The 14,628-nt window shown below is 42.1% G+C and carries 14 protein-coding genes; 6 read left to right on the top strand and 8 right to left on the bottom strand.

Translation table 11 applies throughout. From position 1 onward, the window contains the following. Nucleotides 1–81: 81 nt before the first annotated feature. Together ispB and ACNAV8_RS00250 are read left to right on the top strand one after the other, a co-directional pair. Complete coding sequence (gene ispB, locus ACNAV8_RS00255; protein WP_103855862.1) at nt 82–1,053, top strand: octaprenyl diphosphate synthase; 972 nt, start codon at nt 82–84, stop codon at nt 1,051–1,053. Between the two features lie 24 nt (nt 1,054–1,077). After that, complete coding sequence (locus tag ACNAV8_RS00250; protein WP_245872635.1) at nt 1,078–1,821, top strand: epoxyqueuosine reductase QueH; 744 nt, start codon at nt 1,078–1,080, stop codon at nt 1,819–1,821. Between the two features lie 55 nt (nt 1,822–1,876). Here the strand turns inward: ACNAV8_RS00250 and ACNAV8_RS00245 are convergent, their stop codons facing one another. Beyond that, nucleotides 1,877–2,215, bottom strand: coding sequence for a DUF496 family protein (locus ACNAV8_RS00245; protein WP_103853283.1), 339 nt, complete (start codon nt 2,213–2,215; stop codon nt 1,877–1,879). A 221-nt stretch (nt 2,216–2,436) separates the two neighbouring features. On the opposite strand from ACNAV8_RS00245, the gene serC reads away from it, so the two are divergent. The 3 genes from serC to aroA all read left to right on the top strand — a co-directional run bounded on the left by serC (nt 2,437) and on the right by aroA (nt 5,994). Then, nucleotides 2,437–3,519, top strand: coding sequence for a 3-phosphoserine/phosphohydroxythreonine transaminase (gene serC, locus ACNAV8_RS00240; RefSeq protein WP_415777007.1), 1,083 nt, complete (start codon nt 2,437–2,439; stop codon nt 3,517–3,519). A gap of 74 nt (nt 3,520–3,593) precedes the next feature. Then, nucleotides 3,594–4,694: a histidinol-phosphate transaminase gene (hisC, locus tag ACNAV8_RS00235; RefSeq protein WP_103855845.1), complete on the top strand. Its 1,101-nt coding sequence runs from the start codon at nt 3,594–3,596 to the stop codon at nt 4,692–4,694. 7 nt (nt 4,695–4,701) lie between these two features. Then, on the top strand, nt 4,702–5,994 hold the full coding sequence (gene aroA, locus ACNAV8_RS00230; protein WP_103853286.1) for a 3-phosphoshikimate 1-carboxyvinyltransferase: 1,293 nt from the start codon (nt 4,702–4,704) through the stop codon (nt 5,992–5,994). Between the two features lie 125 nt (nt 5,995–6,119). On the opposite strand, the gene ACNAV8_RS00225 is transcribed toward aroA, so the two are convergent. Continuing rightward, a complete protein-coding gene (locus ACNAV8_RS00225) occupies nt 6,120–7,496 on the bottom strand; it encodes a rhodanese-like domain-containing protein (protein ID WP_219827914.1) in 1,377 nt (458 codons plus the stop codon). 21 nt (nt 7,497–7,517) lie between these two features. After that, the gene (locus ACNAV8_RS00220) at nt 7,518–8,534 is read right to left on the bottom strand and encodes a YeeE/YedE family protein (RefSeq protein WP_415777006.1); all 1,017 of its coding nucleotides are present in this window, start codon (nt 8,532–8,534) and stop codon (nt 7,518–7,520) included. 242 nt (nt 8,535–8,776) lie between these two features. Here ACNAV8_RS00220 and purA point away from each other — a divergent pair, with 242 nt between their 5' ends. Further along, a complete protein-coding gene (gene purA, locus ACNAV8_RS00215; RefSeq protein WP_103855843.1) occupies nt 8,777–10,075 on the top strand; it encodes an adenylosuccinate synthase in 1,299 nt (432 codons plus the stop codon). 45 nt (nt 10,076–10,120) lie between these two features. Here the strand turns inward: purA and ACNAV8_RS00210 are convergent, their stop codons facing one another. From ACNAV8_RS00210 to agaR, 5 genes are all read right to left on the bottom strand, one after another. Next, on the bottom strand, nt 10,121–10,852 hold the full coding sequence (locus tag ACNAV8_RS00210) for a carbohydrate-binding family 9-like protein (protein WP_415777005.1): 732 nt from the start codon (nt 10,850–10,852) through the stop codon (nt 10,121–10,123). A gap of 36 nt (nt 10,853–10,888) precedes the next feature. Beyond that, a complete protein-coding gene (locus ACNAV8_RS00205) occupies nt 10,889–11,392 on the bottom strand; it encodes a YgjV family protein (protein ID WP_415777004.1) in 504 nt (167 codons plus the stop codon). Between the two features lie 202 nt (nt 11,393–11,594). Continuing rightward, nucleotides 11,595–12,545 (bottom strand): tagatose 1,6-diphosphate aldolase, encoded by a 951-nt coding sequence (locus ACNAV8_RS00200; protein WP_415777003.1) that lies wholly within the window; start codon nt 12,543–12,545, stop codon nt 11,595–11,597. Nucleotides 12,546–12,578: 33 nt separating this feature from the next. Beyond that, complete coding sequence (gene nagA / locus ACNAV8_RS00195) at nt 12,579–13,739, bottom strand: N-acetylglucosamine-6-phosphate deacetylase (protein WP_103854942.1); 1,161 nt, start codon at nt 13,737–13,739, stop codon at nt 12,579–12,581. Between the two features lie 12 nt (nt 13,740–13,751). Next, complete coding sequence (gene agaR / locus ACNAV8_RS00190) at nt 13,752–14,525, bottom strand: transcriptional repressor AgaR (RefSeq protein WP_194750388.1); 774 nt, start codon at nt 14,523–14,525, stop codon at nt 13,752–13,754. Between the last annotated feature and the right edge of the window lie 103 nt (nt 14,526–14,628).

The raw sequence follows: 14,628 nt of genomic DNA, 5'->3' as shown, positions 1-14,628 counted from the left end.
GAAAGCCAAGAAAATCAGGTAAAATCAACCGCACTTTAGGCAATAATAAACACATTCACGATGATAGATAAACGCAATCTTATGGATATAAATGCAATCCAAATGCTCATCAATGAGGATATGCAGAAAGTTAATGCCAAAATTTTGGCGCAGCTTAATTCTGACGTACCGCTGATTAATCAGCTGGGCTATTACTTAATTCAAAGTGGTGGCAAACGCATTCGCCCGATGCTTGCCGTGTTGGCCGCCAATGCGCTGGGTTATCAAGGGGAAGAGCATATTAATTGTGCCACTTTCATTGAGTTTACCCATACAGCAACCTTGTTGCACGATGACGTGGTGGACGAATCAGAAATGCGCCGCGGCAAACCCACGGCCAATAGTGAATTCGGCAATGCGGCCAGCGTGCTGGTGGGCGATTACATTTATACTCGTTCTTTTCAGCTAATGACGGATACTAACTCGCTGAAAATTTTAAAAATAATGTCTGATGCCACCAATGTGATTGCGGAAGGGGAAGTTCAACAATTAATGAATATGAACGATCCTGATACCACAGAAGAAAGCTATATGCGTGTTATTTATAGCAAAACTGCACGTTTATTTGAGGCCGCAACGCAGTGTTCCGCCATTGTCGCAGGGGGGAGCGAAGCGCAAGAGCTAGCATTGCAACAATACGGACGCTATCTCGGCACCGCATTCCAACTTATTGATGATGTATTGGATTATCAAGCTGACGCGCAAACCTTAGGCAAAAATATTGGTGATGATCTCGCTGAAGGCAAACCGACCTTGCCATTATTACACGCAATGCACAGCGGTGATGAAAGCCAACGCCAGCTTATTCGCAACGCCATTGAACAAGGCGGCCAACGTGAAATTTTAAATGACGTGCTTGCCATAATGGCACAATATGGCTCCATTGAATACACGATCGACCGCGCGCGCCAAGAAGCACAAAAAGCCATTGATGCCATTGCCATTTTGCCTGAAAGTGAGTATAAACAAGCACTGATTTCTTTGGCTTATTTATCAGTGGATAGAACAACCTAATTTTATTTTTAGCTATTATTGATTATGGAACAACAAACCAATCACGAAACAAACAAAAGTGCGGTGGAATTTTCGCAAAAATCGCACCGCACTTCGCGTAAAGCGAAAAAAGATCCGAATGCGCCTTTTGTGCGTGAAAAATTAACCTTGCCAAATGGACACCAAAAATTGCTGCTCCATTCTTGCTGCGCCCCTTGCTCGGGTGAGGTGATGGAAGCCATTTTGGCCTCTGGCATTGAATTTACCATTTACTTCTACAATCCGAATATTCACCCATTAAAAGAATATTTAATCCGTAAAGAAGAAAATATCCGCTTTGCAGAAAAATTTGGTATTCCTTTTATTGACGCAGATTACGATCGGCAAAACTGGTTCGATCGTGCGAAAGGAATGGAAAACGAGCCAGAACGTGGCATTCGCTGCACAATGTGCTTTGATATGCGTTTTGAAAAAGCCGCACAATATGCGCACGAAAATGGTTTCCCCGTGTTTACGAGCTGTTTAGGCATTTCTCGCTGGAAAGATATGAACCAAATTAACGGCTGCGGACACCGCGCGGCGGCAAAATATGATGATGTGGAATATTGGGATTACAACTGGCGTAAAGGCGGTGGCTCACAACGAATGATCGAAATCAGCAAACGCGAACGTTTCTATCAACAAGAATATTGCGGCTGCGTTTATTCCTTGCGCGATACCAACAAATGGCGCGAAGCGAACGGCAGACAAAAAATCGAAATTGGTAAATTGTATTACACCAACGATTAATTGAATACATAAGTAAAAAGGGAATGATTTATCATTCCCTTTTTGTTCAATATGGTTATTTTTTCGCGCGTTGTTCAGCGTGCGCTTTTTTCTGCTCTTTCATTTTCGCGCTGATTTCACGGCGTTGGGTGGCGAGTTCAGCGTTGCGGATACGATATTCGTCCACGCGCGTATCATAATCATCACGCATATTTTCGATAATTACGCGAATGTCTTCCACGCTCATATCATCGCGAATATATTGGTTTAAATTGTCTAATAAAAGTACACGTTTTTGGTTGTCACGGATTTTGCGGTTATTGTCATCAATATCACGCAATAATTTGTTTTTTAAACGATACATACGCACATACTCCAAGACATCTTGGAAAGATTGTTTATTCACAGTTTCCATAATTTAACTCTCTAGTGGGATTAACATAAATTCAGTGGGCGAAAACGCCATTGCGTGAGTTAATGTAGTCTTTTTTGCTTTTTTCGTCAAAGTATTCCGCCATTTTTTGTGGGGAAAATCAAAAATTTTTCTGAATTAAATAAAAGCGGTTGATCCGCCTCCCTTGAGGTGATAAAACTAACAAATTCTTTTTACACAACCATCATAATTAGGAACGAAAAATGACACAGGTATTTAATTTTAGCGCTGGGCCTGCAATGATGCCGCGCGAAGTGTTAGAACAAGCGCAAGCAGAATTATTAAACTGGCAAGGTCAGCACACTTCAGTTATGGAAGTGAGCCACCGCGGTAAGCTGTTTATGGAACTGATTACCCAAGCAGAAAAAGATTTCCGCACGCTTTATCATATTCCTGATAATTACAAAATTCTCTTTTTACAAGGTGGTGCGCGCGGACAATTTGCCGCTGTGCCGATGAATTTAATTGGTGAAAAAGGCAAGGCCTTATATTTAACCAGTGGTCATTGGTCGGCGACAGCAGCTAAAGAAGCCCGTTTATTCTGTGAAGTCGATGAGATCAATATTTTATCCGAAGGTGCCGAATTAAAAGTGGATCGCCTTGACTTCAGCGATATTGCCGATCAGTATGATTATGTGCATTATTGCCCAAATGAAACCATCAGTGGGGTGGAAATTTTTGATGTGCCAAAGGTGGGCAATGCGGTATTAGTGGCAGATATGTCTTCTAATATTCTTTCGCGCGAAGTGGATATTAACCAGTTTGGCATTATTTATGCGGGTGCGCAGAAAAATCTTGGCCCAGCAGGCATCACCATTGTGATCGTGCGTGAAGATTTAATCGGCAAAGCACGCAAAGCCACACCATCTATTTGGAATTATGAAGTGCAAGCCAATAGCGATTCGATGATCAACACGCCACCAACCTTTGCGTGGTATTTGTGTTCTTTGGTGTTCAAATATTTGCTGGAACGCGGTGGCGTAAAAGCGGCGGAAAAACGCAATCAAGAAAAAGCACAGCTGCTTTACGATTATTTAGATCAAAGCGATTTCTATCATAATTTTGTGGCGAAAAACAACCGCTCTTTAATGAACGTTACTTTTACCACGGGCAACGATGAACTGAATATGAAGTTTGTTAGCCAAGCCACTGAAGCAGGCTTGCAAGCCTTAAAAGGCCATAAGGTGATTGGCGGAATGCGTGCGTCTATTTATAACGCAATGCCGATTGAAGGAGTAAAAGCCTTAATTGCGTTTATGGAAAAATTTGCTGCCGAAAATCGCTGATCTTTTTTATAACACGTTTGATTATGAATGTAATCGCAAGCAAATAAACTGAAATATCAACACAAGGAATTACAATGCAATTTATTGATGTTGCAAATGAGGGCGTGAAATCCCTCTCCCCTTATCAAGCGGGAAAACCCATTGAAGAATTAGAACGTGAGTTGGGCATTCAAAATATTGTAAAACTCGCTTCAAATGAAAACCCTTTTGGCTTTCCGCAAAGTGCCATTGAAGCGATCCAAGCACAGTTGCCCCATTTAACCCGTTACCCCGATGCCAACGGTTTTGAGTTAAAAGCCGTAATCGCCGAGAAATTTGGTGTGCAACCAGAGCAAATCACCCTTGGCAATGGCTCAAATGATCTTTTGGAATTGTTTGCTCACACCTTTGCGAGTGAAAAAGATGAAATTATTTATTCGCAATACGCCTTTATTGTGTACCCGCTGGTTACCAAAGCCATTAATGCGGTGGCAAGAGAAATCCCTGCCAAAAATTGGGGACACGATTTAGACGGCTTTTTGCAAGGGATCAATGACAAAACCAAGCTCATTTTCATTGCGAACCCGAATAATCCAACGGGAAATTTCCTTTCCCAACAAGAAATTGAACAATTTTTAGCGCAAGTGCCAGCCCATATCATTGTGGTGCTTGATGAAGCCTATACAGAATTTACTCGTCCCGAAGAACGCATTGATTCCTTTGCCCTTGCGAAAAAATATCCGAATCTAATTATTTCTCGTTCCCTTTCCAAAGCCTATGGATTGGCAGGATTGCGTATTGGTTATGCGGTGTCTAACCCTGAAATTGCGGATTTATTAAACCGTGTGCGTCAGCCGTTTAACTGCAACGTACTGGCACTTTCCGCAGCTGTGGCAGTGCTGAAAGACGATGCTTTCATCGAAAAAGTGGCAGAAAACAACCGCACTGAAATGCAACGCTATGAACAATTTTGCCAGCAACATCAGCTGGAATATATTCCGTCCAAAGGCAATTTCATCACCATTGATTTTAAACGCCCAGCGCAGCCTATTTATGAACAATTATTGCGTGAGGGCGTGATTGTGCGTCCAATCGCAGGTTATGGAATGCCAAATCATCTACGCGTGAGCATTGGTCTGCCTGAAGAAAATGATAAATTTTTCATCGCACTTTTGAATGTATTAAATAAGGGCTAAAGGGAATATGGAAAAATTAACGCTACAACCTATTTCGTTTGTGGAAGGGGAAATTAATCTCCCTGGTTCAAAAAGTTTATCCAACCGCGTCTTGTTATTAGCCGCGCTTGCCAAAGGCACAACACAGGTGCGAAATTTGCTCGACAGCGATGACATTCGCCATATGCTCAACGCTTTACAAGCCTTAGGCGTAAAGTATCAGCTTTCACAAGATAAGCGTGAATGCAAAATTGAAGGCGTGGGCGGGGCATTTCAATGGCAAGGCGGTTTATCCCTTTATCTTGGCAACGCGGGAACGGCGATGCGACCTTTGAGTGCCGCATTATGCTTAAAAGGGGAAGTGCCTGCGGAAATCATTTTAACGGGTGAACCGCGAATGAAAGAGCGTCCAATTAAGCATTTGGTGGACGCATTACGTCAAGTTGGCGCGAATATTAGCTATTTAGAAAATGAAGGCTACCCGCCCATTGCCATTCAAAATAGCGGTTTAAAAGGCGGAAAAGTGCAAATTGACGGCTCAATTTCTTCGCAATTTTTGACCGCACTTTTAATGGCCGCGCCACTTGCAGAAGGGGATATGGAAATTGAAATCATCGGTGATCTGGTTTCCAAACCTTACATTGACATCACCCTTGCAATGATGAAAGATTTCGGCGTCACCGTGCGTAATGATGGCTACCGCACGTTCTTTGTACAAGGCAACCAGAGTTACATTTCGCCCAAACGCTATTTAGTGGAGGGCGATGCCTCTTCCGCCTCTTATTTCCTTGCTGCAGGCGCCATTAAAGGAAAAGTGAAAGTTACCGGCATTGGCAAAAACTCCATTCAAGGGGATCGTTTATTTGCCGATGTACTAGAAAAAATGGGTGCGAAAATCACTTGGGGAGAAGATTTCATTCAAGCAGAAAAAGGCAATCTCAAAGGCATTGATATGGATATGAACCATATTCCCGATGCCGCAATGACCATTGCCACCACCGCGCTTTTTGCCGATGGGGAAACCGTGATCCGCAATATTTATAACTGGCGCGTAAAAGAGACCGACCGCCTTAGCGCAATGGCCACCGAGCTACGCAAAATCGGCGCAGAAGTGGAAGAGGGCGAAGATTACATTCGTATTCAACCGCTGCCGTTAGACCAATTCCAACCAGCGGAAATCGAAACCTATAACGATCACCGAATGGCAATGTGCTTCGCCCTTGTAGCACTTTCCAACACCCCGGTAACCATTCTCGATCCTAAATGCACCGCGAAAACTTTCCCAACGTTTTTTGCGGAGTTTGGGAAGATTGCAAAATGATGTTTTTATATCCTAGATAAAAAAAGCCCCAAGGTGTTTGCCTCGGGGTTTATTTTTCGTATGAAATTAAAAGTGCGGTGGTTTTTTCGCACATTTTTTATTTCAGATTTTCCATTTTTTTATGGCTAGCTTTTGCAAGAATTCCCTTTCTTCATCACTTTGCCGAAATCATTTTGGCTATCTGGCTTGCTTTGGTTATTGGGAGCACCTTTTTGTACAGGGTATTTGCTGTCCATTTGCCACGCATTCCAACCACCGTCATAAATTGCCGTATCTTGCCAACCTGCCAATTGGGTGATAAACCAAGAAACGCCAGCACGCCAGCCCGTGCCACAATAAAACGCCAATTTATCCCCTTTGTGAATGCCTTGCGTTTGCCATAAGGCAAAGATCTCATTTGGGTTGCGCAAGGTGTTATCTGGATCGTAATAATCTGCCAAGTTGGAAGAGTCTGTGCCAGCAAAGCCCCAAATTGCGCCCTGCGGTTCGCCTTTGCCGAGGATATAATCATAGCCGCTGATCTTGCCAGTGTATTCGTCCCACGCTCGGTTACTGATCAGCTTTAAGCCTTGTTTTTGCGCATCGATAACCTGCTGCGGCGTGACAATATCAATTTGTGGATTGGCCGGAATTTTTGTGCCAAATTCGCGTTCAGGCTGCGGAATATTGACCTGCGTTTCCGTTGGTAAACCTGCGTCCACCCAAGTGCCAAGATTACCATTTAGCACGCGAACATCTTCCACGCCAGCCCATTTTAACGCCCAGAAAATGCGGTAGGCGGCGAGCTGGTTGTCGGAATATAAAATCACGGTTTTATCTTTTGTGATGCCATTTTTTAGCAAGTTCTGCTCAATCACGTCAGGGGAGGACAAATTCCATACGGGATCGTTTTCCACCCAATCCGTATTAAAATGGTAAGCGCCCACAATGTGCTGGGTGTAAGATTTAGCATTTTCCAAACTGCCCCAAGACACTTCAAACAGCATTACTTTGTCATTGGTTAAGGTTTCTGGTTTTTCGCCTTTTAATGCCGCATTCACCCATTGTGGCGAAACGCTATATTGGAAATTCGCAAAGGATTCCAGCGGATAATCCGCATTGACATAGCTGATAAAATCGTTAAAACGATGAACTTTGTAGCCTTTTGCGGCGAACTCGGCGGTAACGCAATCTAAATTGTCGGCATTGCTATCATAAAAAACCAGATTCTTTTCTTTGGTAATCCCCTTCCCTTCGACAAAAGATTCAAATTTTTCAGGTTGAATATTGCCAATCCAATCACAGCTAAATTGCACTGCCCCTTTGATGTGTCCGCCCCTTGTGGCGTTTTTATCTTTGAAACCGTTATATAAACTGTCTTGCCTTGTATCCACAATAACAAAATCAGGATTCTCAAGCTGCTTGAGCAATTCTGGGGTATCAATCACTTTCACCGTGCGATCATCACAAGCAGACAACGCCACGCTCACAGCGACCGCCAATAAGATGGGTTTCATTTTCATAAGATTTCCTTTTGACTAAAGTTAAACGCCACATTTTGTGGGCTTGATAACAACAGAAGTTAGCCAACAACCCAGCATAATCATCAAGGTTGCTAGCCAGCCTTGCCAAGAAAAATAGGCGGTGGAAACTAACGCATTGGTTACGGTACAACCGCCTGCTAAAGCGGCGCCAATGCCCATTACGACACCGCCCAAAATACGCTGCAACACGCCTTTCGGCTCAGGGAAACGCCAATGCAATTCGCCTGCTAATTTAGCGCTCAGCAACGCCCCCAGTGGAATGCCTAGCACAAAAAGCGTTCCCCAGTTCCAGTAACGCTGCTGCCCTGTTACCACATATTGCACCACATTAGCAGAAGGCACAGAAATGCCAAAACCAAAATTTCGCCCTGTTTTTGCACTCAACCACCACGCTACAATGCCTAACAATCCGATGGCTACGGCGGTGAGAAAAGGGTGCCAAGTGCGGGCAAAAATTTTAGGCAAAATCAACGCGGCACTAGGCTCTTGCGGAAATTGATAACGCGGGTGTTTAATATAGTAATAAAGCAAAAGTGCAGTAATAAAAATTAGCAAAATCACGCAAATCCAAGGGGAAAGATTGAAAGTGAGATAAATATTATCCAACGAGATAGGATTTTCTAACAGGGCATTAATTTGATATTTTAAAATTCCCGATTGCGTGGCCGCCATTGTAAGGGCAAAACTCAGCAACGCCAAATAACTCCCCACTGCCCCTTCAGCACTACGAAACCACGCACCGCTACCACAGCAATTCGCCAAACTCATTCCGATACCAAACAACAATCCCCCTAACAGCGTGGCGAAAATAGGCAACTGGCTTGTAGGAATAGTGATGAGATTAAACTGCACAAGGGTAAAAAATCCCACAGATTGAATCGATATGGCAATAAAAAGTGCGGTCAAAAAACGGATATTTTTTTGTGTATAAAGCGTCCGAAAGCCAGACACAAAACAGAATTGCCCACGTTGTAACAAAAAGCCAAACAATAGGCCGATAAGAAAACCTGAATACATCGATTAAACCTTAATACGATTATTTGGGAAGTGCCTGAATTAAAGCATAGCCTACGAAAATTTTCAATTTATTAAATCTGATTTTCTGTGCGAAATCACAAAAAATTCCCCATTTTTAACCGCACTTTCAATGAGGAAGATCAAAAAGAAAAATAGATTTTCCATTGAGATTACACACATAAAATAGTAAAGTAACCCACTGTTTCTTCATTCATTACAACTCAGCATACAAGGCGGAATCTATGGGAAAAAGTGTTGTTATCTTAGGCGCTCAATGGGGCGATGAAGGTAAGGGGAAAATCGTTGATCTATTAACGGATCGCGTAAAATATGTAGTGCGTTATCAAGGCGGACACAATGCAGGGCATACCCTGATTATTAACGGTGAAAAAACCGTGTTACGTCTGATTCCATCGGGTATTTTGCGTGAAAACGTCACCTGTTTAATCGGTAATGGTGTTGTGCTTTCACCAGAAGCCTTAATGCAAGAAATGTGCGAATTAGAAGGGCGTGGCATCAATGTGCGCGATCGCTTGCTAATTTCAGAAGCTTGTCCATTAATTTTGCCTTATCACGTTGCAATGGATCACGCTCGTGAAGCTGCATTGGGCAAAAAAGCCATTGGTACAACCGGCCGTGGTATTGGCCCTGCCTATGAAGATAAAGTGGCGCGCCGTGGATTGCGTGTTGGCGATCTTTTCGATCTTGAAAGTTTCGCTGAAAAACTCAAAAATATTTTAGATTACTACAACTTCCAACTTGAGCATTATTACAAAGTTGAGCCGATTGATTACGAAAAAACCTTAGCGGCAGTGAAAGAAGTCGCACCAATTATTACCAGAATGGTTGCTGATGTTACCGCGATTCTTGATGTTGCACGCAAAAATGGCGATAACATTCTATTTGAAGGCGCACAAGGCACAATGCTTGATATTGACCAAGGCACTTACCCTTATGTAACCAGCTCAAATACTACAGCTGGTGGGGTTTCCACAGGTTCTGGCTTTGGCCCACGCCATATTGATTATGTGCTAGGGATCATCAAAGCCTATTGCACCCGCGTTGGTGGTGGCCCATTTGCAACAGAATTATTTGATGATGTGGGCGCTGAAATTGCACGCAAAGGGAATGAATTTGGTGCAGTAACTGGCCGTCCACGCCGTTGCGGTTGGTTTGATGCCGTGGCAATGCGCCGTGCCATTCAAGTGAACTCCATTTCTGGTTTCTGTATGACTAAACTTGATGTGCTAGATGGTTTTGATGAAATCAAAATCTGTGTCGGCTACAAAATGCCAAATGGCGAAATCGCTGAATTTGCTCCGCTCGCGGCAAAAGATTGGGAAGGCGTTGAGCCTATTTATGAAACCCTCCCTGGCTGGAAAGAAAGCACTTTTGGCGTAACCGATGTGAATAAATTGCCAGAAAACACGCGCAAGTATATTAAACGCATTGAAGAAGTAACGGGTGTACCGGTCGATATTCTTTCAACTGGCCCAGATCGCATTGAAACAATGATTTTACGCGATCCGTTTGCTGAATAAAACTAATAAGCCTCTGTCTATAAACAGAGGCTTATTTTTTATATTTTATTTCTTCGGCTCCAACACAAATTCACCGAATGAAGAATTAATATGGAAATTTGGTTTTTCGGTTTTTGGATCAACCCAAGTAATCCAATTTGCTTGTTCTTTGCCTTTTCCTTTAATAATAGAAAATTCCGCACGATAAGCCCCTGCGCGAATTTTATTGCCTTGAATTAAATTATGTTCTTTTAATTCACTGAGCGCAATTTTACCTTCAAGGGTATAACCTTTTTCTGTGCGGACGCCCACGGTTTCTAGGGTTTTTGGATCCCATTCTGCATTAATATTTTTTTCAACATCACGCAACATTGATAATGTGCGGCCTTTGTAATCCATTTCTAAAGCAACATATTTTGGATATTTTCCATCTGCTTGCTGTTTATCAATTTCGCCTGGTGCCATAAATAATTCTACACGGTCTTCACGCGCAACCATCCATTCGTGATCGGTGGTGTCATAAATTAAAACATTCGGATCTTCTACATCAAAAGAGAAATAAAAATTTTGATCATCATGAAACGCCTTAAATTCTGTTTTTGGCATTTGCGCTTGTTCCCAAGGATTAACAAAATCCGTTACCCCTTGCACTTTGCCCCACACGGCTTCATCAAGCTTACCATCTAACACTGGCGCTTGTGATTCAAATGCCACGTTATAGCTCTTAGCTGGTGCTTCTGCTGCCGCATTCATTGAAAATAATGCACCGAAAAGTGTTGCAACTAATAATTTCTTCATAAAAATCCTCCTATGAATTAAAGATGAAATGAATCATTATCTATAAGTTTGACGCATTAAACGAATAATAGTGATGGTATTTACCACCATAACCGTGCTTTCTAATAACACGCCACCTAAAGATCCCACTAAAATATTATTTGTTAGCCAACAAGCCGAGCCGATTAACATAAATAAACGCATTGGAATGCCTTTTAATAAAAATAATGAAATTGTTCCAATGGTTGAGGCAATAATTGGGAAAACCTGCCAAACGGAATCTGCAATGACATAGCCAAAAATAATCCCTAATAAAACAAAAAAGAAGGCAATATATTTTGATGAAACATAAATAGATGTTGCCGTTCTTAAGGTGGAAAGTAACGAACTTAATGCCGCTACATTTGCACCTAATAAAATAAAATGGCTCATATAGGTGATATTTTGAATCAACATCACAATTTTGAGCTTTTTATCATTCTTTTGGTAAAAACAAATTACTCCTAATATAAAAGCCAAAATACCGAGTAATTGTGGAATGTTTATAATATTGTCTAGCATAAAATGTATTAATTAATATTCTATAAACTTATATCTAGCCAAACAAAATTGAATTTAAACTAGAATATCCGTTCTGTCTATGAATAAGTTTTGATTTTGTGATCTTGATCTAACATTTTTCAAAACAATGTTTCAAATAAGAAAAGCGGTCTAAAATAGACCGCTCTTTTTCTATGTATCTTCTCTGCGTCACGCCATCGGATTAAATGTTTAACGGCTGTGCGGTTTCTTTTAGTACGGCATTAAGGGCTTCAATGTTGGCTTTGCCTTCGTTGAGTAGCCATTGTTTTGCTGCTTCTGCCCCTTCTGCTTTAAAGATTTCCGCAGCACCTGCCCAAGTGGCACGTCCGCATAATACGCCGTTGAAATCGCAACCAGCCTCTTTAGCAAAACGTAACGTATCAAGGAATAAGGAGGAACTCACACCTGCACTTAAGAAGATAAATGGAATTTCGGTGGCATCGCTTTGTTCTTTGAAGTAGGCTTGGGCTTGTGCTTGACTATATACCGCTTCCTGCTCTGCGAAACCTTCGACAAATTTCATATCCACTGGCACTTCCACTTTTAATACATCAACGCCAAAACGTGGTTCGGAGAATAATTTCATCGCTTCGATCACTTTGCGCGGTTTGATTTTCGCGTATTCTTTCGGATCAGAAATATTCGCGTCATAGCTTACAAGCTCAAGGAAGAATGGCATTTCTTCTGCTTTACATTCTGAAGCCACCCGTTCTACAAAGGCTTCTTTGCGATCATTCACTTCTTTGCCTTCGTCAATGTCGATATAAAGCAATAATTTGATGCCATCTGCACCTTTGGCTTTTAAACGTTGCACGGAAACATCGTCAATTAAATCTGGATAGCGACCCGGTTGGGTTTTGTCATAACCTGTTTTTTCATAAGCCATTAATAAACCCGCGTTGGCAGCACGTTTTTCAGCCGCTTTCCAGCCCACTTCTGGGTCAAGCAAAATAGATGAGGCATAAGGGGTTAAGTATTCAGACACCAATACTTTAAACTCAGCAAGTTGCTCATTCGTTGCGTCTTCGCCCAACATACGGCGTAATGCACCACGTTGGTCAATGGCGAGTGCCGCAATTAAATTGTCTTGGCTACATAATTTTTTTAAACGTTCAGTTCTTAACTTTGACATTGTTTTCTCTCCATCTTTGTAAATATAAAAATCTTAAGATTTTTCACCGCACTTATAAACTTGTTCCCCTTGAATATAAGTGGCTTGAACTTGTAATTCTTTGTTTAATAAGGTGAAATTTGCTTCTTTGCCGACAGCAATATCACCAATGCGATCTGCCACACCTAAATAAGTGGCGGGAATGGTGGTAACCATTTGAATGGCTTCCCATACAGGAACATCGGCTTTAAATACCATATTGCGTAAGGCCTGATCCAGGCTGCAAGTGCTACCTGCAAGAGAGCCGTCAAAGGTTCTCGCTTGACCGTTTTCTACCCGCACGGTTTGCACGCCTAATGTGTACTCACCATCTGGCAAGCCACCTGCGCGCATACAATCCGTGATCAACACCATTCTGCGGTAAGTTTTTAATTTATAAGCTAAATTTAATACGGCTGGGTGAACGTGAATGCCATCTGCAATAATTTCCGCCAGCATATCGTGATATAACACCGCCCCCGTGCAACCTGGCTCGCGGTGGTGCAATGCACTCATTCCATTGAATAAATGCACACCGCAATCTGCCCCTAAATAATAGGCTTTGGTCACTTGCTCAAAGGTGGCGTTAGTGTGTGCCACAGACACCTTTACGCCATTTTCCACCAACCATTTAATAGCAGGTTCGGCATTTTCGATTTCAGGTGCAATAGCGACCCGTAATAAAGTGCGGTCGGAAATTTGCAATAATTCTTCTAGCTGTGGAATCGTTGGTGGCATTAAATATTCGGTTGGGTGCGAGCCACGATGGCGTTCGGTAAAATAAGGCCCTTCCATAAAGCTCCCCAACAATTCCGCACCAGATTGTCGCCCTTGCCGAATGTAATCTTTCATTCGTTGCATTGAGGAAAGAATATTCGCCCAAGGGGCTGAAACAGTCGTTCCTACCCACGCGGTAACCCCTGTTTGTGGTAGCGCTTGTGCAATGGTAGCCAGTGCAGTGTCGTTTTCGTCCATCACATCTGCCCCTGCGCGGCCGTGAATATGCACATCAATGAACCCCGCAGAAAGATAGCTGTCAGGATAATAATGTACATCGCAATCAGTGGGCTTTTCTACTTGGATACGTTCGATTTTGCCTTGATTTATCACCACATATTTATTCAGTAACTCCCCTGATGACGTCATCACTTTTTCGGGTTTAATGGCATAACGCATTGTTTTTTCCTCTTAATCTACAATAATCACTTCAATATTATTTTCCTGAAGTGCGGTCAAATATTCAGGAGAAATGCCAGAATCGGTAATTAATACATCAATATCGGCAAATTTGCGGATAACGTGGCAACTTTTTTTACCAAATTTACTGGAATCCGTTACCGCAATCACTTGATTAGAAATCTCGCACATAATGCGGTTGAGATTCGCCTCTTGCTCATTATGCGTAGTAATACCTGCTTGAATATCAAATCCATCAACGCCCAAAAATACTTTGCTGAAACAATAGTTTGCTAAACTCGCATCTGCTTGTGGGCCAGAGAAAGACATTGCATTTTTGCGTAATTTCCCGCCTGTCATTAGCACTTCCACATTTTCTGCATCGGCTAATTCAGAAGCAATATCTAGCCCATTTGTCATTACCAGCACATTTTTCACTGCGGATTTTTTCAACGCCGCAGCAATTTCTCGCGTGGTCGTGCCTGAATCTAAAATAATAATATCATCGTCATTAATCAGTTTTAGCGCGGCTTCCGCAATCTTATTTTTTGCCCCTAAATTACGATGTCTTTTTTCGGCATTGCTTAATTCTGCGATCATTCCTTTATTCGGTACAGCACCACCGTGGGAACGCACAATATAGCCATTTTTTTCTAAAAAATTGAGATCTTGCCGAATAGTAACGGTAGAAACAGAAAAGGTTTCAGCCAAATCTTCCACACGGGCAGAAGAATTTTTATTGACTATTGCGACAATCTCCATTCGTCTTTCAATTGCACTTTTCATCTTTTCGTCCTTTAAGATGTGACATTAAAAATTATAGACCAAAATAAAGCAAAATGAAACAAAACGAAAACCAAGATATTGAAAAAAGATTAACTTATCAGCA

Source organism: Avibacterium endocarditidis, from assembly GCF_965138825.1.
Taxonomy (GTDB): domain Bacteria; phylum Pseudomonadota; class Gammaproteobacteria; order Enterobacterales; family Pasteurellaceae; genus Avibacterium; species Avibacterium endocarditidis.
The sequence above is the reverse complement of the archived record's forward strand: the minus strand, read 5'-3'. Positions and strand labels throughout refer to the sequence as shown.

What these genes read in the sequence shown, in the direction of transcription:
- ispB (WP_103855862.1), top strand. Translation starts at nt 82, where the DNA reads ATGGATATAAATGCAATCCAAATGCTCATCAATGAGGATATGCAGAAA.
- ACNAV8_RS00250 (WP_245872635.1), top strand. Translation starts at nt 1,078, where the DNA reads ATGGAACAACAAACCAATCACGAAACAAACAAAAGTGCGGTGGAATTT.
- ACNAV8_RS00245 (WP_103853283.1), bottom strand. Translation starts at nt 2,215, where the DNA reads ATGGAAACTGTGAATAAACAATCTTTCCAAGATGTCTTGGAGTATGTG.
- serC (WP_415777007.1), top strand. Translation starts at nt 2,437, where the DNA reads ATGACACAGGTATTTAATTTTAGCGCTGGGCCTGCAATGATGCCGCGC.
- hisC (WP_103855845.1), top strand. Translation starts at nt 3,594, where the DNA reads ATGCAATTTATTGATGTTGCAAATGAGGGCGTGAAATCCCTCTCCCCT.
- aroA (WP_103853286.1), top strand. Translation starts at nt 4,702, where the DNA reads ATGGAAAAATTAACGCTACAACCTATTTCGTTTGTGGAAGGGGAAATT.
- ACNAV8_RS00225 (WP_219827914.1), bottom strand. Translation starts at nt 7,496, where the DNA reads ATGAAAATGAAACCCATCTTATTGGCGGTCGCTGTGAGCGTGGCGTTG.
- ACNAV8_RS00220 (WP_415777006.1), bottom strand. Translation starts at nt 8,534, where the DNA reads ATGTATTCAGGTTTTCTTATCGGCCTATTGTTTGGCTTTTTGTTACAA.
- purA (WP_103855843.1), top strand. Translation starts at nt 8,777, where the DNA reads ATGGGAAAAAGTGTTGTTATCTTAGGCGCTCAATGGGGCGATGAAGGT.
- ACNAV8_RS00210 (WP_415777005.1), bottom strand. Translation starts at nt 10,852, where the DNA reads ATGAAGAAATTATTAGTTGCAACACTTTTCGGTGCATTATTTTCAATG.
- ACNAV8_RS00205 (WP_415777004.1), bottom strand. Translation starts at nt 11,392, where the DNA reads ATGCTAGACAATATTATAAACATTCCACAATTACTCGGTATTTTGGCT.
- ACNAV8_RS00200 (WP_415777003.1), bottom strand. Translation starts at nt 12,545, where the DNA reads ATGTCAAAGTTAAGAACTGAACGTTTAAAAAAATTATGTAGCCAAGAC.
- nagA (WP_103854942.1), bottom strand. Translation starts at nt 13,739, where the DNA reads ATGCGTTATGCCATTAAACCCGAAAAAGTGATGACGTCATCAGGGGAG.
- agaR (WP_194750388.1), bottom strand. Translation starts at nt 14,525, where the DNA reads ATGAAAAGTGCAATTGAAAGACGAATGGAGATTGTCGCAATAGTCAAT.